Origin of the sequence: Flavobacterium sp. TAB 87 (assembly GCF_001529295.1) — a bacterium.
In the GTDB taxonomy this organism is placed as follows: Bacteria; Bacteroidota; Bacteroidia; order Flavobacteriales; family Flavobacteriaceae; genus Flavobacterium.
Window position 1 is genome coordinate 598,879 of sequence record NZ_LLWK01000038.1, and the last position, 26,565, is coordinate 625,443.

Genomic DNA, 26,565 nt, shown 5'->3' on the forward strand with positions numbered 1-26,565 from the left:
ACAAACGATTTGATATTTCAGATTTAAAGAAGCGAAATGGAACACAAAAGATACGAACAAGAATTAAAAATGACCGAAACATTGATGAATCGCATCAATGAATTGATTAGTCATTACCCTGCAGACAAAAAAAAATCAGCACTATTGCCAGTTTTACATGAGGTACAAGATGCACATGACAATTGGTTGGGTTATGATTTGATGGATAAAGTGGCGGAGATGTTAGAGATTTTGCCTATTGAAGTATATGAAGTAGTCTCTTTTTATACGATGTTCAATCAAAAACCAATGGGAAAATATATGTTTGAGTTCTGTCAAACTTCTTGTTGTTGTTTAAATGGTGCCGAAAATTTGATTGAATATACAGCAGATAAATTGGGTATTAAAGTAGGCGAAACTACTGCAGACGGAATGTTTACTGTGGCAGGTGTACAGTGCTTAGGTGCTTGCGGTTATGCTCCAATGATGCAGGTGGGTGATTTTTATAAAGAACACCTTAATGAAGAAAAAATCGATCAGTTAATTGCTGATTGTAGAGATAATAAAATAATATTACACGATAAATAAGATGTCAAAAAAAATATTATTAGATAAAATTAATGTTCCAGGCATAAAAACCTATGACGTATACCGCCAAAATGGAGGTTATGCATCTGTAGAAAAAGCATTAAAAACGTTAACTCCTGATGAAGTAGTTGAAGAAGTTAAAAAATCGGGTCTTCGTGGACGCGGTGGCGCAGGTTTCCCTGCGGGAATGAAATGGAGTTTTATTGACAAAAAGTCGGGCAAACCAAGACATTTGGTGTGCAACGCGGATGAGTCAGAGCCCGGAACGTTCAAAGACCGTTATTTGATGGAGCACATTCCGCATTTACTAATCGAAGGAATGATCACGTCAAGTTATGCTTTAGGGGCTAATTTATCGTACATCTACATTCGTGGAGAGTACATGTGGATCTATAAAATATTAGAAAGAGCCATTAACGAAGCGAAAGCAGCAGGTTGGTTAGGAAAAAACATACAAGGATCTGGTTACGATTTAGAATTGTATGTGCACTGCGGAGCAGGAGCATACATTTGTGGAGAAGAAACCGCTTTAATAGAATCTTTGGAAGGAAAAAGAGGAAATCCGCGTATCAAACCGCCGTTTCCAGCTGTTTCTGGACTTTGGGCTAATCCTACAGTGGTAAATAACGTAGAAACGATTTCAGCAGTGCCTTGGATTGTAAACAATTCTGGCGATGAATATGCTAAAATTGGAATCGGAAGATCTACAGGGACTAAATTAATTTCTGCTTCAGGACACGTTAAAAACCAAGGAGTTTACGAAATCGAAATGGGATTGAGCGTGTATGAATTTATGAATTCTGATGAGTATTTGGGAGGAATGAGTTCTGATCGGCCATTAAAAGCGTTAGTTCCCGGAGGTTCATCGGTACCTATCTTGCCAGTTGATTTAATTTACAAAACAGCGAACGGCGAAGACCGATTGATGAGTTACGAATCGTTGAGCGACGGTGGTTTTGCTACTGGTTCAATGTTAGGTTCAGGTGGTTTTATTGTATATAATGACACGTCTTGCGTGGTTCGAAATACATGGAATTTCTCTCGTTTTTACCACCACGAAAGTTGTGGGCAATGTACACCGTGTCGTGAAGGGACAGGTTGGTTAGAGAAAGTTTTATTCCGTATTGAAAACGGTCAAGGTCGCGAAGAGGATATCGAGTTATTGTGGAGTATTCAAAGTAAAATTGAAGGAAACACAATTTGTCCATTAGGAGATGCTGCGGCTTGGCCGGTAGCAGCTGCTATTCGTCATTTTAGAGATGAATTTGAGTACCACGTTCGTTTTCCAGAAAAAATAAAAAATCGTGAACACTTTGTAGTAGAGCCTTTTGAAAAGGTGAAGCACCTTGTTGGTAAACTAACAGTATAGTTAAAAGTTAAAAAGTTATAAAGTTTAAAGATGAAAGACGCTGTTCTTTCTACTGGCAGCTTTTGACATCAAGACACAATTATGAAAGTAACAATAGACGGTCAAAGTATTGATGTAGAACCAGGAACAACGATCCTGCAGGCTGCACGTATGATAGGAGGAGATTTAGTTCCACCTGCAATGTGTTATTATTCTTCACTGAAAGGAAGTGGAGGAAAATGCCGTTGTTGCTTGGTTGAAGTTTCTAAAGGAAGTGAAGCGGATCCAAGACCAATGCCAAAATTAATGGCCTCTTGCGTAACAGGCTGTATGGATGGAATGGAAGTGAATAGTAAACAATCGGAAAGAGTAACAGAAGCACGTAAAGCGGTTACCGAATTTCTTTTGATTAACCACCCATTAGATTGTCCAGTTTGTGATCAAGCAGGTGAATGTGATTTGCAAAACCTTAGCTTTGAACACGGTAAAGCGCAAAGTCGTTTTATTGAAGAAAAAAGAGTTTTTGAACCAGAAAATATCGGTCCGTACATACAGTTGCATATGAATCGTTGTATTTTATGCCAGCGTTGTGTGCAAGTTGCAGATCAGTTGACTGACAAAAGAGTTCACGGTGTTGTAGATAGAGGTGATCATGCTAATATTTCAACTTGTATTTCAAAAGCAATTGATAATGAGTTTTCTGGAAATATGATTGATGTGTGTCCAGTAGGGGCTTTAACCGATAAAACATTTAGATTCAAGTCTAGAGTTTGGTTCAATAAACCATTTAATGCACACAGAGATTGCGATACCTGTTGCGGAAAAACAACCGTTTGGATGTTTGGAGATGAAATACAGCGCGTTACAGGTCGTAAAGATGAATACCACGAAGTAGAAGAGTTTATCTGTAATGGTTGTCGATTCGATCATAAAAATGTAGAAGACTGGGTTATTGAAGGACCAAGAGAATTTGAAAAAGATTCGGTTATCAATCAGAACAACTACATTCGTCCGTTGCAAAAAGTAGAAATTGCTACTGAAAAAACTATTTTGATGGGAAGAGACCAAGATCGTAAAAAGATCAGTATGTCTGCTATTCCTTTAGATGATAATACAGAAAATTGTTAAAGAATGGATAGTACATTTATCATAGAAAAAAGCGTTGTCATTGTTATCGTTTTTGCGGTAACCATGTTAATGGCGATGTATTCTACTTGGGCAGAACGTAAAGTAGCTGCTTATTTGCAAGACCGTGTAGGACCAAACCGTGCCGGTTGGGGTGGTTTGATGCAACCACTTGCAGATGGTTTAAAATTATTTTCGAAAGAAGAGTTTTTCCCAAATACACCCAATAGATTTCTATTTATTGTGGGACCTGCAATTGCAATGAGTACGGCATTAATGACAAGTGCTGTTATCCCTTGGGGTGATCGCTTGCATTTGTTTGGGCGTGATATTTTATTGCAAGCAACGGATATCAATATCGGATTACTGTATTTTATTGGAGTAGTTTCGATTGGTATTTACGGTATTATGATTGGTGGTTGGGCATCTAACAATAAGTTCTCTTTGATGGGAGCTGTTCGTGCTGCATCTCAGATGGTATCGTATGAAGTAGCCATGGGCTTGTCTATTATCGCTTTATTGATGATGACAGGAACACTTTCTTTAAAAGAAATTACCATGCAACAATCTGGAATGAACTGGAACGTTTTTTATCAACCGTTGTCGTTCTTGATTTTCTTAATTTGTGCATTTGCAGAAACCAACAGAACTCCTTTTGACCTACCAGAGTGTGAGACCGAACTAGTGGGTGGATACCATACTGAATACTCGTCTATGAAAATGGGATTCTATTTGTTTGCGGAGTATGCTAATATGTTTATCTCTTCTACTATTATTGCTATTTTGTTTTTTGGAGGATATAATTATCCAGGAATGCAATGGATGGTGGATAATGTAGGCGTAAATATTGCAAATCTATTAGGAATGTTAGCCTTGTTTATTAAACTTTGCTTCTTTATCTTTTTCTACATGTGGGTGCGTTGGACGTTGCCAAGATTTAGATACGATCAACTGATGAATTTAGGTTGGAAAATTTTAATTCCATTATCAATTATCAATATTATTGTTACTGGAATAGTAATTTTAAGAGCAGATATTATTGCATATTTAGGGTTTTAATACAAGCAATTAGCCCTAGCCCTGATAGCAGCGAAATCCTTTTTGACCGCCCTAGCGGATAAAAAGATTGGAGTGAATAGCAGGAATAGCTTCAAATAAATATAATTAAAGTTAGTTTTGGATTGGAATCTGAAATTGCAAATCATACATTAAAATGAGTATAGATACGATATCATTATCGGGTAGAAAAAAGGTAGTCTCTAATAAAGAGATGACTTTTTGGGAAAGCCTTTATTTGGTTGCCATTTTTAAAGGGTTGTGGATTACGATCCAACACCTTTTTACGCGCAAAGTTACCATACATTATCCGGAGCAAATTCGCGAGCGTAGTCCTGTTTATCGTGGACAACACATGTTGAAACGTGACGAATTGGGTCGTGAAAACTGTACGGCTTGTGGACTTTGTGCCTTGTCGTGTCCTGCAGAAGCGATTACGATGAAAGCTGAAGAGCGCAAACCAGATGAAAAACATTTGTACCGCGAAGAAAAATATGCGTCAATCTATGAGATTAATATGTTGCGTTGTATTTTCTGTGGTTTGTGTGAAGAAGCTTGTCCAAAAGATGCCATTTATATGACTATTTCTAAAGAATTGGTGCCTTCGAGTTATGACCGTGAAGATTTTATTTTCGGTAAAGACCGTTTGGTTATGCCTCTAGAAATGGCGATAAAAAATGCTCAACTTAAAAAAGAATAATTAATGTCAACAGAACTTATTATATTTTGTGTTTTAGCGTTCATTACCGTATTGACCGCTTTTTTGACTGTATTTAGTCGAAATCCAATTCACAGTGCCATTTATCTTGTGATCAGTTTCTTTTCGATTGCAGGACATTACTTTTTGCTGAATTCCCAATTTTTGGCTGTGGTTCACATCATCGTATACTCGGGAGCCATTATGATTTTGTTTTTGTTTACCATCATGTTGATGAACTTAAATGAAAGACATGAAGTGCACCGCCCTAGAATTACGCGTTTGGGAGCAATTGTTTCCTTCATTTTGGTATGTGCTGTCTTAATCGCACTCTTCATCAATTCAAAACCAATTGAAGGGGGATATGATTCTACAGGAGAAGATTTTCAATCAATAAAAGTGTTGGGTAAAATATTATTGAACGAATACATGGTTCCGTTTGAGTTTGTTTCTATCTTATTGTTAGTGGCAATGATTGGTACAGTATTATTGTCTAAAAAAGAAAAATTGAAAAAATAATGGAGAATGTTTTAAATCATATTGGTATTGAAAACTACATTTTTTTAAGTGTCGTGCTTTTTTGCGTGGGTATCTTTGGAGTGTTGTACCGTCGTAATGCCATCATCGTTTTTATGTCAATCGAAATTATGTTGAATGCAGTCAACTTATTATTTGTAGCGTTTTCGACCTATCATCAAGATGCGCAAGGACAAGTTTTTGTATTCTTTTCAATGGCAGTAGCTGCCGCGGAAGTAGCAGTTGGATTGGCAATTTTAGTTTCGATATTTAGAAACTTAGGTTCAATTAGTATCGATAATTTAAAAAATTTAAAAGGATAAATGGAAATGGATACCAACTTAGCTTTAGTCTTAGTTTTAGCTCCCCTTTTGGGATTTTTAATTAATGTTTTCTTCGGAAAAGCATTGGGTAAAACCGTTTCAGGAATTGTAGGAACACTAGCAGTAGTGGTTTCTTTTGCTGCAACATTAATGTTTTTTTCTCAGATTAGTCAAAATCAACAAGCCATTCAAATTTCATTATTTGACTGGATTCAAATTAGTACTATAAAAATCGACTTAGGATTTTTATTGGATCAACTGTCTATTTTGTGGTTATTATTTGTAACCGGAATTGGCGCACTGATTCACATATACTCGATCAGCTACATGCATGACGATGATAATATGCACAAGTATTTTGCATACTTAAACCTATTTATCTTCTTTATGATTATGTTGGTTGTGGGTAGCAACTTATTAGTATTATTTATTGGTTGGGAAGGTGTTGGACTTTGTTCGTACTTGTTAATCGGATTTTGGTATAAAAACCAAGAGTTTAATGATGCGGCTAAGAAAGCTTTCATCATGAACCGTATTGGAGATTTAGGCTTGTTAGTCGGGATTTTTATTATTGGTTCGATGTTCTCTACTTTAGATTATGGGACTTTAAAAACAGCAATAGCTACTGAAACAGATTTGGACCTTCCGATGTTGTCGATTGCTGCATTATGTTTGTTTATTGGTGCTTGTGGTAAATCGGCCCAAATTCCGTTATATACGTGGTTGCCAGATGCAATGGCAGGACCAACGCCAGTGTCGGCTTTGATTCACGCTGCTACGATGGTAACAGCGGGTATCTTTATGATCACGCGTTTAAATTTTGTTTTTGACTTAACACCAGAAATTCAAAATATAATTGCCATTGTTGGTGGTGCAACAGCAATTTTTGCTGCAACTATTGGTTTGGTTCAAAATGACATTAAAAAAGTGTTGGCTTATTCAACCGTTTCGCAATTAGGATTTATGTTTATTGCTTTGGGTCTTGGTGCTTATGAAGTTGCAGTTTTTCACGTAATTACACATGCTTTCTTTAAAGCTTGTTTGTTCTTAGGATCAGGTTCTGTAATTCATGCATTGAATGGTGAACAAGACATGCGTAAAATGGGTGGGTTACGTAAAGTGATGCCCATTACATTTTATACTTTCTTAGCTTCTTCATTAGCAATTTCTGGAATGCCATTGTTTTCTGGTTTTTTCTCTAAAGATGAAATTTTATTAACTGCTTTCGAACACAATAAAGTGCTTTGGGTTGTTGCATCGGTAGCGTCTGTTTTAACTGCGTTTTATATGTTTAGATTGTTATTCTTGACTTTCTTCAATGACTTTAGAGGAACAACAGAGCAAAAAAATCATTTGCATGAAAGTCCGGCTTTAATTACTATTCCACTAGTTGTTTTAGGTTTGTTAGCCACTTTTGGAGGATTAATTAGCTTGCCAGGAAATAGCTGGTTGAATCATTATTTAGCACCGTTGTTTTCAAAGGCAGAACATGCAGCGCACCAATTGGGTTATATTGAGTATTCGCTAATGGCTTTAGCAGTAGCAGGTGGATTATTAGGAATTATGATAGCCTTTGTAAAATATATCAAACGCCAAGAAGTACCTGTCGCTGATGAACATCAAGAAGGGTTTGGTAAGGTGTTGTACAATAAATATTATATTGATGAATTGTATGATACGTTGTTTGTTACTTCAACTAATTCTATCTCTAAGTTTTTCAAAAATAAAGTAGAAACTAATTTGTCTGAAGCTTTCTTCGGATTTGGAAGTATAATTGAAGAAATCGCTTTTCAAGGTAAAAAGATACAAAACGGAAGTATTGGTTTGTATTTGTTTGCTTTTGTACTTGGACTTTGTGCCATCGTTTCTTATTTATTTTTAGCTCAATAATTTACTAACTATGAACGTTTCCCTTATATTAATTATTCTTTTAATCGGCGCTTTTGCTACTTTTTTAGTAGGTAACAAACTCGCATCAAAAGTGGCGTTGTTATTCAGTTTAGCTGCTTTATGTGGTTCAATTCTTTTATTAAATCAGTTCAACCTAGGCGAAAACATTAACTATATCAGCCAATGGATTGCGCAACCTCAAATTAGCTTTGCTTTGCAAGGTGACGGTTTAGGTTTGGCGATGGTTTTATTGACGACTGCTTTAACGCCAATTATTATTTTTTCTTCCTTTGGAAATAATGTAGAAAATGCCAAAAGCTTTTACGCTTTAGTACTTTTTATGTCTTTTGCAATGGTTGGAACCTTTTTGGCTGCGGATGGTTTATTATACTACATTTTTTGGGAATTGGCATTAATTCCAATTTACTTCATCGCTCTAATTTGGGGTAATGGTGATACCGAAGAACGCAAGCGAGCAGTAGTAAAATTCTTTATTGTTACCTTGGCAGGATCTTTATTTATGTTGGTAGCATTTATCTACTTGTATTCAAAAGCTGGATCATTTATGATCACTGATTTGTATCAATTAGAACTTACAAGCAAAGAGCAAATGTGGATCTTTGGTGCTTTCTTCTTGGCTTACGCAATTAAGATTCCATTAATTCCTTTTCACTCTTGGCAAGCAAGTGTATACCAAAAATCACCAACTGTTGGAACCATGCTTTTGTCTGGTATCATGTTAAAAATGGGATTGTACAGCATCATTCGTTGGCAATTGCCAATTGCTCCACAAGCAGCTCAAGAGTACATGCCAATTGTTATTGGTTTAGGGATTGCTGGTGTAATTTACGGTTCTATTGTAGCGATGAATCAAAAAGATTTAAAAAGATTATTAGCATACTCTTCATTGGCACACGTTGGATTAATTGCCGCGGGAACGTATACTTTAACTTTAGATGGTTTTAGAGGAGCTGTAATGCAAATGATTGCTCATGGATTTGTGGTAGTTGGATTGTTCTTGGCTTCTGAAGTTATCTTCAGACGTTACGAAACAAGAACCATTGCAGATTTAGGAGGAATTCGCACACAATCTCCCAAGTTCTCTTCTATGTTTTTAATTTTGGTAATGGCTTCAATTTCACTACCGTCAACTTTTAACTTTGTTGGTGAGTTTACAGTGTTATATAGCTTAGCACAAATCAATATATGGTACGCAGCTTTAGGTGGTACAACAATCATTTTAGGTGCATACTACATGTTAAAAATGTACCAAGGAGTTATGTTGGGTGAAACGAATTCTAAAATGTTTAGAGACGTAACCTTAAATGAAGGAATATCCTTTGGAGTTATAATTGCTGTGTTGTTGTTCTTTGGTTTTTATCCAAAGCCAATTATTGAGTTGATAACGCCCAGTTTAGAAATCATCTTAAAAACGATTCACAATTCATAATTGAACGGTCAATAAGAATTTAAATAAAAATATAGAATAGCAATTAGAAGATACGAATAAACGTAGAGTCTAAATCTCAAGAAAAAAAATGAATACATTAATAGCTATAGTAGGATTAGGGGTTTTATGCCTTGTATTTGAAATTTTCAATTTAAGAAAAGGCATTGTTCCAGTTACAATAATTGGATTGTTGGCAGTCTTAGCTTTAACCATTTCAGAGTTTGGTACTTCTGAAAGTTATTATAATAATATGATTGCGACCTCTCAGTTTTCGTTGGGATTCTCCGCTTTATTTATTGTTTTGACTATCTTTTTAGTAGCCTTAAGTTTTAATTTTTACGAAGATCATCCGACTAAGATCTCCGACTTCGTTGCAATCAAAGTATTTTTATTAGCAGGTGCGGTTGCAATGGTTTCCTTTGGAAATTTAGCTATGTTCTTTCTAGGTATCGAAGTGTTGTCGATCGCGCTTTATATTTTAGCTGCTAGTGACCGTTTGAGTCTTAAAAGTAACGAAGCAGGTATGAAGTATTTCTTGATGGGCTCATTCGCCTCAGGAATTATCCTTTTTGGTATTTGTTTGATCTACGGAGCAATGGGAAGCTTTGATGTTGTTGAAATTAGCGAGTTGTCACAATCAGCAGAATTGCCTATTTGGTTTCCAATCGGAATTGTATTGTTGACTGTTGGTATGTTTTTTAAAATTGCGGCTGTACCCTTTCACTTTTGGGCTCCAGATGTATATGAAGGCTCTCCAGCTTTAACAACCACGTTAATGTCAACTTTGGCTAAAGTAGTTGCTATTGCGTCTTTATTTAAATTACTAGAAGTATTAAATGCTGATTTATCAGATAATTTTAAAATAGTTATTGTTGTCATTTCAATGGCTTCTATGACTGTAGGTAACGTAATGGCATTGCGTCAAGTAAACGTAAAACGTATGTTGGCTTACTCTGGTATTTCACACGCAGGTTTTATGTTGATGACTTTATTAACGATTCCAGAATCTGCAGGAACATTGTTGTATTATACTGCGGCTTACAGCTTAGCGGGAATTGCTGCTTTTACAGTGCTTTTGTATGTATGTAAAAACACACCGTACAACGAAGACATGACCAACTTTCATGGTTTAGGAAAATCGAATCCTTTACTGGCAGCGATCTTAACAGCAGCAATGTTGTCTATGGCTGGTATACCGATTTTCTCTGGATTCTTTGCTAAGTTGTTTTTGTTCAACCAAACTATTCAAGCAGGTTATATTGCTTTAGTGATCGTAGCGGTAATCAACTCTATTATTAGTGTGGGGTATTACTTTAAATTACTATTGGTTATGTATACAAAAGAACCTAATGAGAAAAGAACAGCCACTCCAATTTTAATTTACGGTGTAGCAATAGTTTCTATTCTTTTAAATATTATTATCGGATTAAATCCATCTTTAGTTTTGGATATTATTAAATAGTAAACAAAGTCAAATTATAAAAAAGCCATCACTTGTTGATGGCTTTTTTTATGCGATGAAAGGCAAAGTGAATGAAGATGTTAAATATAATATAGCAGTTTGAGGACATCAGAGAAATAATATTATATTTGATGAAAAATTAATTAAACTACAATGGAATTTAAATCTAATAACCCTTTTTTAAGTAATAAGCGTTTTTCAAATACAGCGGTACAAGAAAAAGTACACCACGCTGAAATTATTGATTACGGACAAGAAATGTCATTGTCTGGAACAATTAATAAAACAGCATTATTATTTATGATTTTGGTTGCTTCTGCTATGGTAACGTGGTGGATGTCATTTAACGGAATGAATGTAATGTTGCCCGCTATTGGAGGTGCAGTAGTTGGATTGATTTTAGTAGTGATCGCGGCTTTTAAACCACAATATTCGGGTTATTTAGCACCTGGTTACGCTTTATTTGAAGGATTATTTATTGGTGGAATTTCTGCCATCTTCGAAGCAATGTATCCTGGAATTGTAATGCAAGCAGTTGGATGTACGTTAGTGACATTTATGGTTTGTTTGGGGTTGTATAAATTTAAGATAGTAAAAGTAACAGAGCGTTTTAAATCGGTGGTAATTGCGGCAACTTTAGCAATTGCGACATATTATTTAATTTCGTGGTTGTTCTCGATGTTTACGAGTTTCGTTCCCGTTCATTACGGAAATTCAATGATGAGTATCGGAATAAGTGTGTTCGTAATTATAATAGCTGCTTTAAACTTATTTTTAGATTTTGATCAAATAGAAAAAGGAGTGCAACAACGCATGCCAAAATTCATGGAATGGTTTGGTGCTATGGGCTTAATGATTACCTTGGTTTGGTTGTATATAGAATTCTTGCGTTTGCTATCTAAATTGGCTAGTAAAGACTAAGTAAAATATAGATATATATAAAAAAAAGCTTTCTGAATTTCAGAAAGCTTTTTTTTATACTGTTTTTTCAAAGGCTACAAAATGAGTTAAATTACCTTTATTGTTAAAGATAGGAACTCCCATAATTTCACATTTATAAGTTGATCCATCTTTTTTGTAGTTCACAACTGTTTGCTCAAAAGGTTCTTGTGCGTTTATAGAAGCTCTAATTTGCTTAGAAATTAAAGGAGAGGTTTCTTTTCCTTGAAACATTTTGGGAGTTTGACCTAAAACCTCAACCTCCGTATACCCATTCATTTGATGCATTCTATTCGAAGCAAATATTATTTCGAGTTTCGGAGTAGTCACAATGATGACTACTTGTTGTAATTTGTCTAATAAATTATAATTGAAATTTTGCCAAGAGTTTTTTAAAGCTAAATTCTTCAATCGAATGTTATCGATGCAAGAGCGCTTAACACTTACAAATGCATCCGAATAATACTCTACCGAAACGATCGGGAAAGACGAATTTTGTCTGGATTGATGGTGAGCTACAATGGCATCTTCGTAAGCATTCATTAGATTATAACTTTAAGATTTGATCAAAGATAATTCTAAATGACGAAACAACTTACGTTTTAAGATGTTTTAACGCTTGTTTAATAGCTTTAGAAATCAAACTTAAGCTGAACGACAACTGCTTTCTTTTGTTCAGTATTAAGGTTACTTAAAGAAATACCTAGTAATCGTACCGAGTCTTTCATTCGTTCTTGGTATAATAGGTCTTTGACAGTTTCTACAATCAAATGTTTATCTGCTATAAAATAAGGCAACGTTTTACTTCTTGTTTGGGTTGTAAAATCGCTGTATTTAATTTTTAAAGTCACAGTCTTGCCCGAAACTTTATGTTTTAAAATGCGTTTTTCTAAAGATGCAGCTATTTTTTCGAGTTGTTCCAACATGAATATTTCCGAAGACAAATTCACATCAAACGTATGCTCTGCCGCTACCGATTTGGCAATTCGATGCGATTTTACTTCACTATTATGCACGCCGCGAACCACATTGTAATAAAATTTACCTGACTTCCCAAAGTGTTTTTCTAAAAATTCTTCCGATTTTGTTTTTAAATCCGCACCAGTAAAAATACCAAGTTGATACATTTTTTCAGTAGTAACCTTTCCAACTCCATAGAATTTCCGAATGGCCAGTTCTTCTAAAAACGGAATCACTTCATGTGGATTTACAGTTTTTTGGCCGTTGGGCTTATGGTAATCGGAGGCGATTTTGGCAACAAATTTATTTATCGAAATTCCTGCAGAAGCCGTTATTCCCACTTCGTTAAAGATTCGTAATCTTATTTCTTGTGCCAGTAAGCTTGCACTTGGATTTCCTTTTTTGTTTTGAGTCACATCCAAATACGCTTCATCTAATGATAGTGGTTCTACTAAGTCAGTGTAGTCGTAAAATATTTTATGTATTTGCTGAGAAATTTCTTTATACCGATCAAAACGCGGACTAACAAAAATAAGATCAGGGCAATTGCGTTTAGCTTGTGCGCCCGAAAGCGCGCTTCGAACACCAAATTTGCGAGCTTCATAATTTGCTGCCGCTACGACACCTCGGTTTTCCGATCCACCAACGGCAATGGGTTTCCCTAGTAATTCAGGATTGTCCATCTGTTCGACTGACGCATAAAAAGCATCCATATCAATATGAATAATTTTGCGATAAGTTCCTTCTTCAGCCATTATGCAAATTTAGAAAGGAAAGCGGCAATAGAAGTACGAAAAAGATAAAAAAACGATGCTAAAATTTGCTTAAAATACGAATAAGCAAAACAATTTCTCTTATTTTTGTAAAAAGCACCTCAAAAAACACAAGATGAGAACATTTGTTATAGGCGATATTCATGGGGGACTTTTAGCATTGGAACAAGTGCTTGAAAGAGCAGCCGTGACTACCGATGATAAATTAATATTTTTAGGCGATTATGTAGATGGTTGGAGTCAATCGCCGCAGGTGATCGACAAATTAATAGGATTGCAACAGCAACAAAATTGTATTTGCATTCGTGGTAATCATGACGATTTGGTCTTGCAATGGCTTAAAGACGGCAAAGACAATGAGCAATGGTACGATCACGGTGGCGAAGCTACTGTTTTAGCCTACGAAGAATTAACAAGAACGCATAAAGATATTCATGTTTTGTTTTTAGAATCCTTAGAAGATTACCATTTGGATGCTGAAAACAGATTGTTTGTGCACGCCGGATTTAGCAATATGAATGGTGTGGAGTACGAATATTTTTCGAAAACGTTTTATTGGGACAGAACCTTGTGGGAAACAGCGTTAGCTCTTGATCCCTCAATGCACATTAGTGATAAGTTGTATCCAAAGCGATTAACTTTATATCCAGAAGTGTATATCGGTCACACACCAGTTTCTAGAATTAATGAAACGGTTCCCGTACAAAAAGCAAATGTTTGGAATGTTGATACCGCTGCCGCATTTAAAGGTCCGCTGACCATTATGAATGTAGATACCAAACAAATTTGGCAAAGTGATCCCGTTTACAAATTGTATCCCGAAGAAAGAGGAAGGAATTAGAATAAAAATCTTATTTTTGCAGTACTATTAAAATCTTTAAAATGAAAAAAATCTTTACTTTATTAGTTGTACTAGCAACTACTTTCGCTAGCGCACAAACTGCTTTTTCAGGAAAAGGCGATACCAAACTTAATATTGGAGCCAATATTCAGGATGGTGGTACAGGAGTTCAAGCTTCTGTTGATTTTGGACTAGGAGAGAACTTCTCTTTTGGTGTAGTTACCGGTTACTTATTAGGTGTGGACGAAGTTTTAGGAGATAAACCAAAATTTGGAGATCGTTTTGATGCTAAAGTAAGAGTGAATGCGAATTTGGGTTCAGTTTTAAATATTTCAGAAGCGTTTGACTTGTATCCAGGTTTAAATTTAAGTTTGAAAAATTTTGGAGGACACGTTGGTGCTCGTTATTTCTTCTCAGATGGATTTGGTCTTTTTACTGAAATTGCTTTCCCTATTGCGAAGTATGACAGTAATGTGCAAGGTTTTGAACACTTGAACAATCAATTTACTTTTAATATTGGAGCCGCTTTTAATTTGAACTAATTGCACCACTTATAAAATAAAAAAAATCCCGAACATCAACTTTATGAGGTTTGGGATTTTTTATTATTTGTCTTTAAAATTCGTTATTTTAAATACAAATAATGATTGTAGTAATCTATTATTCCTTTTCCAGTCATTAGCACATCTGCACCAATAATACCGTGAACTGGCTTTGCCTTGTGATCCCGCAAAGCTTCATTTACGTGCGACATATCAAAAACGATTACAGTATATTCTTTTTGTTTCCAACGGCCAATTTGCAGTATGTTGTTTTTGGATACTTGCGTGTCCATGCCTGTGCCTCCTGCGCCAGCGGCTTTATCGTCTGAGTCTACTACGTCGAGCTGGTATCTCTCAATAGCCTCGTAGCCGACACAAGTATTAGAAGCCCCAGTATCTAATATGAAATTCCCATGAATTCCGTTTAATTTAATTTTAACAACTAAATGATTGGTGGCAATAAACTTAAATTTTATTTTTTGATACTTTGCTTTTTTGAGGACTTTTTGAAGTTCTTCCATTTTTGATAACGATTGAAAATCAAAAATAAACCAATTGCACCCAATATACTAATGATGTAAACGATAAAATCAGCTGACTTTTCGTGTGGAGTAACATTGCCATAATACACAAAAGCGCTCCAATAATACGGTGATTTTTTTGCGTTTGAAATAGTAGCATCCTTTAGGAAATCGCGTTTTGCGTTGGCGTTGGCCCTAAAATAAGATTGTTTGTTTTTAATGTTTTTATAAAAATGCTGCATAATAACAGAAGTGGTAAAATCGTTCACTTTCCATAATGAAAACAATAAATTTTGTGCACCAGCCATTTGAAAACCTCTTGCAATACTCATAGGACCTTCTGCTTTATATAGCTTTCCAAGACCAGTTTCACAAGCACTCAAAACAACTAAATCTGGATGTAGACTCAGATCATATAATTCAGAATACAAAACCTCTTCATCAAAAAATTTAATGCTCGCTGGAGTTTCGGTATCACCCGATGAGGCGTGTGTGCTTAAATGTAAGATGGAATAATTGGCAGCATTAGTTTTAAAATTGGAAAATGTTGCAGTATTATTTTCGAAAAATTGCCCCTTAAAATTTTCTTTTATAGATTGCAATTCATTTTTAGAAAACGTTAAAGCATCAGGCGTATTATCGAAGATTGGAAAAATTCCCAACACCGTTTTTTTAGTTTTAGAAAACGGAACTGCATTCAGATAAAATGAAGCAGAATTACTGTACGCTACATTAAATTCATTCAGCAGATACGGCATTTGGGCAAAGTTTGTTGTTTTTGATGCCTGAGTCAGTAAAGATTCAAACGGTAAAAAACTTAAAACACCGTCGGGAATAATAATCAGATTTTGCAACTTTGTATCTGACGGGAGTTTGAGTAATTCGTAAGTAGTATTGCCTAACCTATTGTAGTCTTGAGGATTTTCGGTAATAGTATTGGCGTTGTTAAACAGAGCAATAAAATCGAATAAAGTTTTACGATTGGGATCTTTAAGGACAATTTCGTGAAGTGCTATTTTCTTTTTTGCAACCGTGAAGTTATAGATTGTCTTCTCACCAAAAAAGTACGAAACTAAGGTTGCTTCGTCTTGCTCTAATTTGTTGTAGAATTGCTGTAAATTAAACTCAGTAGTATTATTGTTAGTCGTTTTTGTTGGTTTAGACTTTAGCAAAAGCATCAATTCGTTCTGTTTCTTGATGGCTTCGTTAATTTTAGAAATATTAGCTAATTCTAGTTTTTGCTGCTCTTTTACAATAAGCGTATTCCATTTTTGTAGTTGTTGTCGAATGAGCTTTTCTTCTCGTGTTCTTGTTGCATTTGTCTGAGAATGCGCTTTTAAAACAATAGATTTCGTTTGTTCAGCCAGTAAAAAAGCACTTTCAATATAGGATTGCTTTTTCTCTTTTGCATACAGCGAATAGTAAATCGAAAGACATTTTTCGGTTCGAATTCGGTTTCTAATTTGTGTGACAATCTTAGAATTATCGTAAACCAAAAGTGATTGAAACAATTCTTCGATATGAAAAGAAAGCGCATAGCTTTTTAACGCACTTTTTAGCTGGTTCTGTGACACATATATACTCGCTTGTAAATCTAAAGCATCCAATAAAACAGTCTCTGCATAAAGCGAATTTTTGTCGGGTAATGAATTTTTTAAAGTAGAGTAATTCGGAATCAATGTTTTGAAAATAGCCGTGTTGTTTTGATTAGCGTCTGCTATTTTTCCTTGTTTAAAAGCAAGATAAGCCGCCTGATAATAGAGCTTGGCTATTTTTCGCGGTTCATGATTGGTTGTTTTATAAAATTCAGTCTTGGCTTTTTCAAAATAGTTTGCTGCTTTGCCTAGATCATTGCGCTCGATATTTAGCTTTGCTAAATTTTGATAGGCGTTAGAAAGTGTTTCGTTTTGCGATTTGTCCTTTTTTAAAAACACAATAGCATTTAATAACGTTTTTTCGGCTTCCTCGTAGCTGTTTTGTTTGCTTGAAGATTGAGGTGCTGTTACAATGTAATTGGCGCCTAAGTTATTGAGTAAAATTCCTTTTTGAGTGGCAGTTAATTTTTCGGTTTGAATCGTTTTTTCGATTAAATCAATTGCTTTAATTGCACTTCCTGTGTTTTGATATACGTTGGATAAGTTAAGAATTGCGGCCACTTTTTGAGCTTCATTTTTATCTTGATTGGCAATGAAATAATATTGTTTGATCGTATTTTCTGCATTTTCGTAATCGCCTAAAAGAGTGTATAAGTTTCCTAGCGGTTTCAAGCAATATTCAATAATGTCGTAATTTTTTAGTTTGTTTTTTTGATACGTCTGCCACCCTTTTTCATAACTTTTTATCGCATTTTGAGAGTGTCCAAACTGGTTTTCATAATAGGCTTTGTTGCAAATTAAAATGACGATAGCAAGTAATTCATCTTCGGATTTTAGTTGCGTATTTTTCCAGAAATCAGTTTCAGTTTTGGTCAGTGTTTTTAGATTTTGAGCCGTAGGTTTGGCTACAAAAACATCAATAGCTTCGTATATCTTATTTTCTGAACCAGCCAGCTTCTGACTCCAAACGTTCAGGTTTATAAATAAAAAAATTAAGACATATAAGTAATTTAAGTTCATGTACGATTTATTAGGATGTTGGTAATTATCAAACGAAAGATAACAACTTATAAACTTAGCAAATCTTCTTTTGTTTTGCGATTTTCTGTAAGACAATTAAAACTTCCAAATGCCATAGAACTGAAAGTAATTGAAATTTTGTTCGAAATTGATGACGTATCTCGCACCTAGACTGGGTCCAATTCGCGCTGCTCCAATGGTTAGGTCAATTAACAACCCTGCTTTTACATCGGCAAAAGAGTTTTTTAAAGTTTGATCAGCGACTTGAGTACTCATAATGTATTTATCCGAATCTCCTTCGAAGGTTTCTATTTTGATGCTTTGATTTTGTTCTTTCAAAATATCTAAGTTGGCTTGCAATCCCGCGCCAATTCCAATGTAATTGTTGATGTTGTATCGAATAAGAACGGGAATTTCCCAATTAACAGTTTTGTTTTCTGAGTTGATCGTCGTGCGTTGTCGCTGTTTGTTTCCTTTTGGATCAACAACAACTTCATCTGTTATCTTGGTCGCGCTTTCGTAATTATTCAAACTATTTATCCATTCGGCTTGCCAGTAAAAGCGGTAAGATTTGAACGGAGAAATGGTCGCACCGACAAAATAACTCGTGGCATCGTTAAGGTCTGCATATAAGTTATAACCCGCTTTTGCACCAATTGAAATGCCAGGTAAAAATCGGGTGGTGGCATAGTTGGTAATTATGGGATCGTTTTTATCGAAAATAATAGCAGTGCGACTTTTGGTTTTTACTTTATGAAAGTCTTCGTTAAACTTCATCGAATATTTTACAAAGCCTTTGGTGCTGTCTTTTTCTCGTACATTTTTTTGTTCGGTTCCGGGCAAATAAATATTTTTGAACGTAAATATAATTTGTTTTTGTTTAATTATGGTGTCCAGACAACTTACGGTTGGCTCTTCTTCTTTTGGACAAATGGGGCACTCGGGATACATGCCTTCAATTTTAAAGGTTTTTTTATCAAACATATCTGGGATATCGGTTTCTAACCGAATCATTCGTGCTGGGCCTTCGCCATTATTTTGGAAACGGGTTTTAAATTGTACTCTTCTATAACGCACCAATCTGTAATTGATAAAACTTCCGTTGGAACCCATTTTGTTGGGATCATGAGACGTTACAATTTCCATTTCAAGATTTTTTGTCTTGTGATTTTTGTAATTTCGATTCGGAACATAAATACCGCGCATGGTCACAGTTGCGCTGGTATCTTTGATCATTTCAGGCGTTGTTTTAAACGTATAAAAAACATTAAGTGTTGCGCCGGGATCCGATTCGTCCATTTCTAAAATAGATACATTATTGTACAATTGATGCGCTTCGGATAGACTGGCATCCAAATCTTCTTCGGTGGTTGTGTTTTTGTGTTTTTTGGTTTTGAAATTACTGTCGGCTGAAGCCAAATAGTTGTGCGTGTCATCTAAATCACGTATAGCAGCGATAGTGTTTTCTTGCACTTCGCGTTCGTTGGCATGTGTTCTATAATCAAGTAATTCGAAGTTGTCGTTTTTGAATTGCTTTTCGTTGTAAAATAAGTATAGCTTTCCGTTTGTTACATAATTTTCCATATTTTCGTAACTAACTACAACGATCATTTCTTGATCAGGAATGGGATCACAATTTTTTAGAATTGCAAATCCGTTTTGATCTGCAATTGATGCAATGTCTTTGTAATCTGGATCTGGGACATCATTGATAACTACTTTTTTAGGTCTAGTAGCGGGTGGTTTTCCGTTGTCGTAATTGTTGGTTACAGAAAGTTTGGTGGTGTATGTTCCTTTATTTTTATAAACGTGTTTTGGTTCAGCTTGCTTGCTGTAGTGGCCATCGCCAAATTCCCATAAATAAGAATAGCTGGGTTTTGGTGCGCCAGAGATAGGAATTAACGGCGGTGTTTCGGGTTTAAAAGAAACCTGATTTCCGCTTTGATCGTAAGTGATTTTTGCTCTTCGGGTTAGCGTGTCTTTTACTTTGGTTTGTGCCAGAACCATCACTGATGATAGAATTAGGAAACAGTATAAAAGTTTTTTCATGGACGAGGAGTTTTTTAGCCCTGATGGAAGCGGCATCCTTTTGTCCCGATTCTTTTTCGGGATAAAAGATACAGTGGACAGCAGGATTAGCTTCTGAAAATCAGTATCATTAAGTTGAAAACCGACTAAATGTAAAAAAAAGTGATGAGCAAATCACCACTTTTCCTTAAAAAAGAGTTTTGTAAGTTATTGTATGCCATTGATTGCAGTTACCATTTGTGCTTCTGAAGCGAGTGCCGTTTCATTTAAAGTAAAAGTATAAACATCTCCAGCGGCAACGGTAACGGCTTTGATCGCATAGCGCCATTGACCTTGATCTTCGGTTGCGAAAATAATGTGACATTTTAACCCAATAGGAATTTGACCGTAGTGTTCGCTAAATAATCCTTGAGCTGTGTACGTATCTAATTTGGCAAGCGCATTAGTTCCTTCTCCATCGTACGACAAATAAATGGCGCTATTGGTATTATTGTAACCTGTTGGAGCGGCTACTAAAAGTGACGTTTTAGGTCTTGGATCGCTGTAAAAACGATCGACGTTTGTCCAGCCGAAATTACCAAAGCTTACATAATAATTATCTGTTTCGCCTTTCACGCCACCTTGGCCGTTGGCACCATCACCATTTGCTTCTCTCCATGCTAATTCGCCATCTTCGTCGATTTCACCATTCCATAAAATCATAGCGGTGTCTAAACCATTGGTCAAAGCAGTCGGAACAATCATGTTGATATTGCAGGTGGTTGCCAATGGTACGCCGCCCTGAGTGGCTTTGATGAAGAATTCACCGCCAGATAAAAGTAGTTTTTTCTTTCCGTCAGGCAAAAAACCCATAGTTGGTTTGTTGGTAATTAGCATGTTTCCTTTGTCAAAAAGCTCAATGTATTCAATGACTACGGCGCCGGTTGCTGGACTTCCGTTTTTGGTCAAGCAGTCTCCATTGATGCTTACTTTTACACCATTCTTAGTAGTAAAGGACACCATTCCTTCGCCTGCATTGATTGTAAAGTTTTGCGTATTTTTTTTAATGCCGTTTTCCTGAATTCCTTTGAATGCTGCTGCAGTTGGCGGAAGAATTAGCGTGTTATCGTCAGTGTCGCTGTTGTCACAGCTAACGAAAGTTGCTACGAGCAAAAATAATAATCCGATTGTTTTAAAGTTGGTTTTCATGATTTCTAATTTTTGTAAATCTGAACTGAAAGTCTTCAGCTGGTTTTCAGATTCTGGTTGTTAATTTATTTTATATCAGTATATCAATTGGGATTTAAAATTGTTACCCCTTTTTTTAATTTACTTTGAAACCTAGTGGAATATACGGTTGGCCAAAATTTACGTTTGGACCACCCGTTCCGTAAAAAGTAGAGCCTAAAAAAACTACATTTCCTTCTGTAATTGGATAAGCAATGTTAGAATAAGTGGCGGTTGTAAACATACGACCTATGGTTTGGTCGCTTGTAAAACCAGGAAGAATGGTTCTTTTTACATTTATAATGTCGCCTGCTTGTACGATTACAGGTGTAATTGATTGGTAATCCAGCGCAGCTTGAGAGAAGGTATGTACGCCAGAATAGCTTGTATTTGCAGTGGTATTAATCACTTCCATAGTGTAGCCGCCGGTGTAGGAGCTAGGATTTTGATAGCCAATAGTGCAAATTTCACCATCCGCATTAATCTGAATCGAATACTCATGTGTTGCCAAATCCATCGTTACTTGATCGACGTAGCCATTCGCTGTAGAAAATGCGCTGTTGATTAATGTAGCAGTGTAAGCAGTATCACAAACATTATTGGTTGGGTCGTTGTCATCGTCGCAGCTAATTATCGAAATAGCTGCCAGACATAATACAAGAGTTTTAAGTGTTTTCATGATTTGTAATTTAAGGTTGTACTAACAGATGGGATGAGTAATGTAATTGTTACCCCATTTTTTAATTTATTTTGAAAAACATTTTTCTTCAAAGACATTTCCGTCTTCGTCGACGGCTACTAAAATGTCTTTTTTTTGATGTGCCGTGATAATTTCGTAAAACCAAACCACAGACCAAAACCCCAAAGTGGATAAAGTCATTAGTATATGAAAGGTGTAATCAATTTGCTTTTTCTTTCGAGATAAAACCACATAAGGTAATTTGTCATTTTGCTCTATGATCACAAATCCGTTTCTAATTTTACTAGAAAGTGCTTGTTGAAATTTGTCAAAACTGCTGATCGAGGTAAATTGGTAGCTTTCCATTTTTTTGTAATTTTAAATTGATAATCAGATGGTTGTACCAGTATATCAATTCGGTTCAGAAATTGTTACCCTTTAAGAATGAATTAAGTGTAGATTCTTTTTTTTACATTCGTATATAATTTTTAATATGGCAAATAGCACAATTCATCCCGACCAAATGTATATTGAAGGACTTGCAGAGAATAATTCGGCAATTATTCAATCTATTTATAAAAAGTTTGTTCCTAAAGTGGTGTCATACATCAGGAATAATTCGGGAGATGAAAATCAGGCGCAAGATGTGGTGCAAGAAATTATGATGTTGATGTTTAATCAGGCTAAAGCAAAAACGTTGCAGCTGACTTGCCCCTTTGATGCGTACTTTTTTTTGTTGTGCAAAAGAAAATGGCTTAATGAATTGAAAAAGACAGGGAATAAAGGGGTAACAATTAATGAAGAAGTTGCATCTATAAATGAATCTGCATCCCTATTGGTCGAACAAGCAGAAGCATTTGACGAAAAACAGCAACTTTTTGATGCCATGTTTCAAAAGTTAGGAGATAAATGCCAAGAGTTGTTGAAGTTAAGTTTCACTATGAAATCAATGGAGGAAGTAGCTGAGAAGTTACATGTCACTTACGGCTATGTCCGTAAGAAAAAATCGCTGTGTATCGGTCAATTAACACAATGGATTCGGGAATCTAAAAACTTTAAATCGCTAAAAAACAACTAGTCATGAACGAAGAGAAATACACACAGTTTGATCATTACCTTCAAAATGAAATGACGGTTGAAGAACGCATTCGCTTTGAAGGTGAAGTAGCGACGAATGAAGTTTTAGCATCCGAATTGGAAAGTTTTAAAGAAATGAATGTTCAGTTAAAACATAAATTTGGAATAGCAGAAGAACGCGAAGCGTTTAAAGAAAACGTAAAATGCATAGCTGAAAGTCATTTTAATTCTAAAAAACCAAAAGTGATTAGCATTAAACCTTGGTTGTATGCCGCTGCGGCTTCGGTAGTTGTTGTATTTGGACTGTTTTTTTTCAATCAAAATGCGAATCCAAATTTTGACGATTTTAATCGGCACGAACAGGCTTCCTTTACAGAAAGAAGTGAGAGCAGTGCCAAATTAAAACAAGCCGAACAAGCTTTTAATACGAAAGATTACAAGAAGGCAATTCCTGTTTTTGAAACAATATTAAAAGAGAAAAGCTCTGCTGAGATTCAATATTTTTATGGCGTTGCATTGTTGCAAGAAAATGAGTTTATCAAAGCCGAAGCTGTTTTTACAGCATTGCAATCGGGAACTTCTGTGTATAAAAATAAAGCAACTTGGCAGTTAGCTTTATCCAAATTAAAACAAAAAGACTATCAAACGTGCAAAGAAATTTTGGTTACAATACCACGCGATTATGAAAACCAAAAGCAAGTTCAGCACTTGCTAAAGGAATTAAACTAAGAAAGTTCTCACAGAATTTAAATTTTTATTTGAATACAGATTCGCAACATTTTAGTATGTTACGAATCTTTTCTGTTTGGAGAACTTTTATAAAATTTTCTTTTTAACAATATTGTGGTAATTTTGCTTTTTTTAAAACAATACGTTTGAATTCAACTACAATTATTACCGATACACATACACATTTATATTCAGAGGAATTTGCTGAAGATCGAAACGAAATGATTCAGCGCGCTATAAACGCGGGTGTTTCTCGTTTTTTTATACCGGCAATTGACTCTGCAACTACGCAAGCCATGTACAATTTGGAGCAAGATTTTCCAGAAAACATTTTTTTAATGATCGGATTACATCCAACTCATGTAAAAGAAAATTTTGAAGAAGAATTAAATCATGTGACAAAAGAACTTGCAAGACGAAAATTTTACGGTATTGGCGAAATTGGTATCGATTTATACTGGGACAAAACGACTTTAGACATTCAGAAAGCAGCTTTTAAAACGCAAATTCAATTGGCGAAGCACTATAAATTACCAATCGTAATTCATTGTCGTGATGCTTTTGATGAAGTTTTTGAAGTGTTGGAATCTGAAAAATCGACAGACTTATTCGGAATTTTTCATTGCTTTTCAGGAACGTACGAACAAGCGTTGCAAGCGATTTCGTACAACATGAAACTAGGAATAGGTGGCGTTGTTACCTTTAAAAATGGTAAAATAGATCAGTTTTTAAAGCAAATTGATTTATGTCATATTGTGTTAGAAACAGATTCACCATATTTGGCACCAGTTCCCTTTCGCGGTAAGCGAAATGAGAGTAGTTATATTGTTAATGTCGTTGCGAAATTAGCCGAAATTTATGGCCTTTCAGAAATGGAGATTAGCGCTGCGACCACTCAGAACTCTAAAGACGTTTTTGGGATTTAATACTCAAACATTAGTTTTTTGGTTTTTTTTTTGTTCATTTGTCCACTTTAAATAAAATTTAGTAATGCATAGATTTGACGCCATTCGGCCTTTTCACGATTCAGAAATAAACGAGGTGCTCCAAAAAGCCGCGAATCATCCCATCTTAAAAGCGATGATGAATTTCTCTTTTCCAGAATTGAAAGACGACGAATGGAAAGAGCAATTGAAAAGAACCCATTCGATACGTGATTTTCAATGCAATTTCATATACCAAACCATTCAAAAAATATTAGATAAAAGTTCGGAAGGACTAACGACTTCAGGTTTTGAAAAGTTAGAAAAAGACGAATCATACCTATTTATTTCGAACCATCGTGATATTTTATTAGACACGACTTTATTAAACGTATGTCTATATGAGCATAAATTGGTAATGACGGCGTCGGCAATAGGGGATAATTTGGTCAAAAAGCCATTTTTGAACACGTTGGCAAAACTAAATCGTAACTTTTTAGTTTTAAGAGGTTTGTCTCCGAGAGAGATGTTGCAAAGCTCTAAACTACTATCTGAATATATAGGACATTTATTGTTTCATGAAAATCGTTCGGTTTGGATCGCTCAACGCGAAGGGAGAACGAAAGACGGAAATGACGAAACTAATCCAGGTGTTTTAAAAATGATCGGAATGGGTTCTGACGAAGCTAATTTAATGGATTATTTTAAGAAATTAAAAATTGTTCCTGTATCAATTTCATACGAATACGACCCAACCGATGCCATGAAAATGCCGCAATTAATGGCAGAAGCCAATAATGAGGTGTATATAAAAGATAAAAATGAAGACTTCATGAATATCATGAGTGGTATGATGGGGCCTAAAAAGAGAATTCACATGCAAGTGGGTTCGATTCTGGATGCCGAAATTGATAAAATTGGTAAAGCCAACGATAATGTGAACAAGCAAATTCAAGCTTTGGCGCAAGTAATTGATGATTCAATTATTAAGAACTATCAATTGTGGCCAACCAACTTTATTGCCTACGACATTAAATTTAAGACCAATAAGTTTGCTCATAAATATCAAGAAAAGGAACGCTCGCTTTTTGAACGTCGTATGGAAATGAGAATTGATACGGCAAATGAGGTGGCTATACAAGGATTTTTGGCGATGTATGCCAATCCTGTGGTCAATAAATTAAAATACTACGATGAGCTGTAAGTCCAAAATTCTTTTACTATATACTGGTGGTACCATCGGTATGAGCAAAGATTTTGAAACAGGTGCCTTGAAGGCTTTCAACTTCAATAAGTTACTTAAAAGTATTCCTGAACTCAAGCAATTGGATTGCGAAATTGAAACAGTTTCGTTTGACGAACCAATTGACTCGTCGAATATGGATCCCGAAAAATGGATTCGAATTGCAACCAGTATTCAAGATAATTATCAAGACTTTGATGGTTTTGTAGTATTGCACGGTTCAGATACCATGTCTTATTCGGCCTCGGCATTGAGTTTTATGTTAGAAAATTTAAACAAGCCAGTTATTTTTACGGGTTCACAATTGCCTATTGGAGATTTGCGCACCGACGCTAAAGAAAACTTGATAACAGCCATTCAAATTGCCTCTTTGCAAGAAAATGGAGAACCACTTTTGCGTGAAGTATGTTTGTATTTTGAATATAAATTATACCGCGGCAATCGAACTACTAAGACAAATGCAGAACATTTTCAGGCGTTTGCTTCACCAAATTATCCGCATTTGGTCGAATCTGGAGTAAATCTGACTTTAAACAAAAACTTATTTTTAAAAGGAAGCGGTCAGTCAGAGTTGCTTGTGCACACGGCCTTAGACAATCGTGTTGTGATTATTAAAATGTTTCCAGGAATAAGCGAAACGGTGTTAGCTGCAATTTTGGCTATTCCAGATTTAAAAGGAATTGTTTTAGAAACCTATGGAGCAGGAAATGCACCAACCGAAAATTGGTTTTTAGCTTTAATAAAAAAAGCGATCGACAGCGGCTTGCCTGTTGTCAACGTAACCCAATGTTCGGGCGGAAGTGTTGATATGGGTAAATACGAAACCAGTACGGGTTTAAAGAATTTAGGTGTTATTTCGGGAAAAGACATTACAACAGAAGCTGCAATTACAAAACTAATGTATTTGTTGGGTCATAAAATAGAAGTAGAAAATTTTAAAACTGTCTTTGAAACTGCACTTCGAGGCGAAATTTCTCTTTAGCTCATTTTGTGTAAATTGTTATAAGCACTTAACCTTAAAAGATTTTTGAATGTATTTCAGTATTCAATCTCTT

At 35.5% G+C, this 26,565-nt stretch carries 26 protein-coding genes; 18 read left to right on the top strand and 8 right to left on the bottom strand.

Annotated features, from left to right (window positions below):
• The first annotated feature begins 36 nt into the window (after positions 1-36).
• From AP058_RS14675 to AP058_RS14725, 11 genes are all read left to right on the top strand, one after another.
• Positions 37-567 (top strand): NAD(P)H-dependent oxidoreductase subunit E, encoded by a 531-nt coding sequence (locus tag AP058_RS14675; protein ID WP_066312517.1) that lies wholly within the window; start codon positions 37-39, stop codon positions 565-567.
• A gap of 1 nt (position 568) precedes the next feature.
• Entirely contained in the window at positions 569-1,936 is a 1,368-nt protein-coding gene (gene nuoF / locus AP058_RS14680) for an NADH-quinone oxidoreductase subunit NuoF (RefSeq protein WP_066312519.1), read from the top strand.
• A gap of 81 nt (positions 1,937-2,017) precedes the next feature.
• A complete protein-coding gene (locus AP058_RS14685) occupies positions 2,018-3,043 on the top strand; it encodes a 2Fe-2S iron-sulfur cluster-binding protein (protein WP_066312521.1) in 1,026 nt (341 codons plus the stop codon).
• 3 nt (positions 3,044-3,046) lie between these two features.
• Entirely contained in the window at positions 3,047-4,099 is a 1,053-nt protein-coding gene (gene nuoH, locus AP058_RS14690) for an NADH-quinone oxidoreductase subunit NuoH (RefSeq protein WP_066312526.1), read from the top strand.
• Between the two features lie 154 nt (positions 4,100-4,253).
• The gene (locus AP058_RS14695; RefSeq protein ID WP_066312527.1) at positions 4,254-4,796 is read left to right on the top strand and encodes an NADH-quinone oxidoreductase subunit I; all 543 of its coding nucleotides are present in this window, start codon (positions 4,254-4,256) and stop codon (positions 4,794-4,796) included.
• A gap of 3 nt (positions 4,797-4,799) precedes the next feature.
• Positions 4,800-5,312, top strand: a complete 513-nt coding sequence (locus tag AP058_RS14700; protein ID WP_066312529.1) for an NADH-quinone oxidoreductase subunit J — start codon at positions 4,800-4,802, stop codon at positions 5,310-5,312.
• Positions 5,312-5,632, top strand: a complete 321-nt coding sequence (nuoK, locus tag AP058_RS14705; protein ID WP_066312537.1) for an NADH-quinone oxidoreductase subunit NuoK — start codon at positions 5,312-5,314, stop codon at positions 5,630-5,632. The genes AP058_RS14700 and nuoK overlap by 1 nt, the downstream gene beginning before the upstream one ends.
• A 6-nt stretch (positions 5,633-5,638) precedes the next feature.
• Positions 5,639-7,522: an NADH-quinone oxidoreductase subunit L gene (gene nuoL, locus AP058_RS14710; RefSeq protein WP_066313506.1), complete on the top strand. Its 1,884-nt coding sequence runs from the start codon at positions 5,639-5,641 to the stop codon at positions 7,520-7,522.
• 10 nt (positions 7,523-7,532) lie between these two features.
• Positions 7,533-8,972 carry a NuoM family protein gene (locus tag AP058_RS14715; RefSeq protein WP_066312542.1) on the top strand — a complete coding sequence of 480 codons (1,440 nt, stop codon included), beginning with the start codon at positions 7,533-7,535 and terminating at the stop codon, positions 8,970-8,972.
• 88 nt (positions 8,973-9,060) lie between these two features.
• The gene (locus AP058_RS14720; protein WP_066312543.1) at positions 9,061-10,434 is read left to right on the top strand and encodes an NADH-quinone oxidoreductase subunit N; all 1,374 of its coding nucleotides are present in this window, start codon (positions 9,061-9,063) and stop codon (positions 10,432-10,434) included.
• Between the two features lie 153 nt (positions 10,435-10,587).
• The gene (locus tag AP058_RS14725; RefSeq protein ID WP_066312544.1) at positions 10,588-11,355 is read left to right on the top strand and encodes a Bax inhibitor-1/YccA family protein; all 768 of its coding nucleotides are present in this window, start codon (positions 10,588-10,590) and stop codon (positions 11,353-11,355) included.
• A gap of 54 nt (positions 11,356-11,409) precedes the next feature.
• Here AP058_RS14725 and AP058_RS14730 read toward each other — a convergent pair whose 3' ends face one another.
• Both AP058_RS14730 and dinB read right to left on the bottom strand, forming a co-directional pair.
• Positions 11,410-11,916: a PAS domain-containing protein gene (locus AP058_RS14730; protein ID WP_066312545.1), complete on the bottom strand. Its 507-nt coding sequence runs from the start codon at positions 11,914-11,916 to the stop codon at positions 11,410-11,412.
• An 89-nt stretch (positions 11,917-12,005) separates the two neighbouring features.
• The gene (gene dinB, locus AP058_RS14735; RefSeq protein ID WP_066312546.1) at positions 12,006-13,088 is read right to left on the bottom strand and encodes a DNA polymerase IV; all 1,083 of its coding nucleotides are present in this window, start codon (positions 13,086-13,088) and stop codon (positions 12,006-12,008) included.
• Between the two features lie 133 nt (positions 13,089-13,221).
• Here dinB and AP058_RS14740 point away from each other — a divergent pair, with 133 nt between their 5' ends.
• Together AP058_RS14740 and AP058_RS14745 are read left to right on the top strand one after the other, a co-directional pair.
• Entirely contained in the window at positions 13,222-13,947 is a 726-nt protein-coding gene (locus AP058_RS14740) for a metallophosphoesterase family protein (RefSeq protein WP_066312547.1), read from the top strand.
• A 41-nt stretch (positions 13,948-13,988) separates the two neighbouring features.
• Positions 13,989-14,489 (top strand): DUF6646 family protein, encoded by a 501-nt coding sequence (locus AP058_RS14745; RefSeq protein ID WP_066312552.1) that lies wholly within the window; start codon positions 13,989-13,991, stop codon positions 14,487-14,489.
• An 83-nt stretch (positions 14,490-14,572) separates the two neighbouring features.
• On the opposite strand, the gene AP058_RS14750 is transcribed toward AP058_RS14745, so the two are convergent.
• The 6 genes from AP058_RS14750 to AP058_RS14775 all read right to left on the bottom strand — a co-directional run bounded on the left by AP058_RS14750 (position 14,573) and on the right by AP058_RS14775 (position 21,904).
• On the bottom strand, positions 14,573-15,010 hold the full coding sequence (locus tag AP058_RS14750) for a retropepsin-like aspartic protease (RefSeq protein ID WP_066312554.1): 438 nt from the start codon (positions 15,008-15,010) through the stop codon (positions 14,573-14,575).
• Positions 14,962-17,625: a CHAT domain-containing protein gene (locus tag AP058_RS14755; protein WP_066312557.1), complete on the bottom strand. Its 2,664-nt coding sequence runs from the start codon at positions 17,623-17,625 to the stop codon at positions 14,962-14,964. Before AP058_RS14755 ends, AP058_RS14750 begins: the two co-directional genes overlap by 49 nt.
• Before the next feature lie 96 nt (positions 17,626-17,721).
• Positions 17,722-19,674 (bottom strand): PKD domain-containing protein, encoded by a 1,953-nt coding sequence (locus AP058_RS14760; protein ID WP_066313507.1) that lies wholly within the window; start codon positions 19,672-19,674, stop codon positions 17,722-17,724.
• A gap of 186 nt (positions 19,675-19,860) precedes the next feature.
• Positions 19,861-20,841 carry a hypothetical protein gene (locus AP058_RS14765; RefSeq protein ID WP_066312559.1) on the bottom strand — a complete coding sequence of 327 codons (981 nt, stop codon included), beginning with the start codon at positions 20,839-20,841 and terminating at the stop codon, positions 19,861-19,863.
• Positions 20,842-20,956: 115 nt separating this feature from the next.
• Complete coding sequence (locus AP058_RS14770; protein ID WP_066312565.1) at positions 20,957-21,538, bottom strand: hypothetical protein; 582 nt, start codon at positions 21,536-21,538, stop codon at positions 20,957-20,959.
• Between the two features lie 66 nt (positions 21,539-21,604).
• Positions 21,605-21,904: a hypothetical protein gene (locus tag AP058_RS14775; protein WP_066312567.1), complete on the bottom strand. Its 300-nt coding sequence runs from the start codon at positions 21,902-21,904 to the stop codon at positions 21,605-21,607.
• Between the two features lie 127 nt (positions 21,905-22,031).
• On the opposite strand from AP058_RS14775, the gene AP058_RS14780 reads away from it, so the two are divergent.
• The 5 genes from AP058_RS14780 (at position 22,032) to AP058_RS14800 (ending at position 26,492) form a co-directional block, all read left to right on the top strand.
• On the top strand, positions 22,032-22,616 hold the full coding sequence (locus AP058_RS14780; RefSeq protein ID WP_066312576.1) for an RNA polymerase sigma factor: 585 nt from the start codon (positions 22,032-22,034) through the stop codon (positions 22,614-22,616).
• A gap of 2 nt (positions 22,617-22,618) precedes the next feature.
• Positions 22,619-23,344, top strand: coding sequence for a tetratricopeptide repeat protein (locus AP058_RS14785; protein ID WP_066312582.1), 726 nt, complete (start codon positions 22,619-22,621; stop codon positions 23,342-23,344).
• Positions 23,345-23,490: 146 nt separating this feature from the next.
• Complete coding sequence (locus tag AP058_RS14790) at positions 23,491-24,270, top strand: TatD family hydrolase (protein ID WP_066312584.1); 780 nt, start codon at positions 23,491-23,493, stop codon at positions 24,268-24,270.
• Positions 24,271-24,334: 64 nt separating this feature from the next.
• Complete coding sequence (locus tag AP058_RS14795; RefSeq protein ID WP_066312586.1) at positions 24,335-25,471, top strand: 1-acyl-sn-glycerol-3-phosphate acyltransferase; 1,137 nt, start codon at positions 24,335-24,337, stop codon at positions 25,469-25,471.
• Positions 25,461-26,492 (top strand): asparaginase, encoded by a 1,032-nt coding sequence (locus AP058_RS14800; RefSeq protein WP_066312588.1) that lies wholly within the window; start codon positions 25,461-25,463, stop codon positions 26,490-26,492. Before AP058_RS14795 ends, AP058_RS14800 begins: the two co-directional genes overlap by 11 nt.
• Positions 26,493-26,565: the final 73 nt, after the last annotated feature.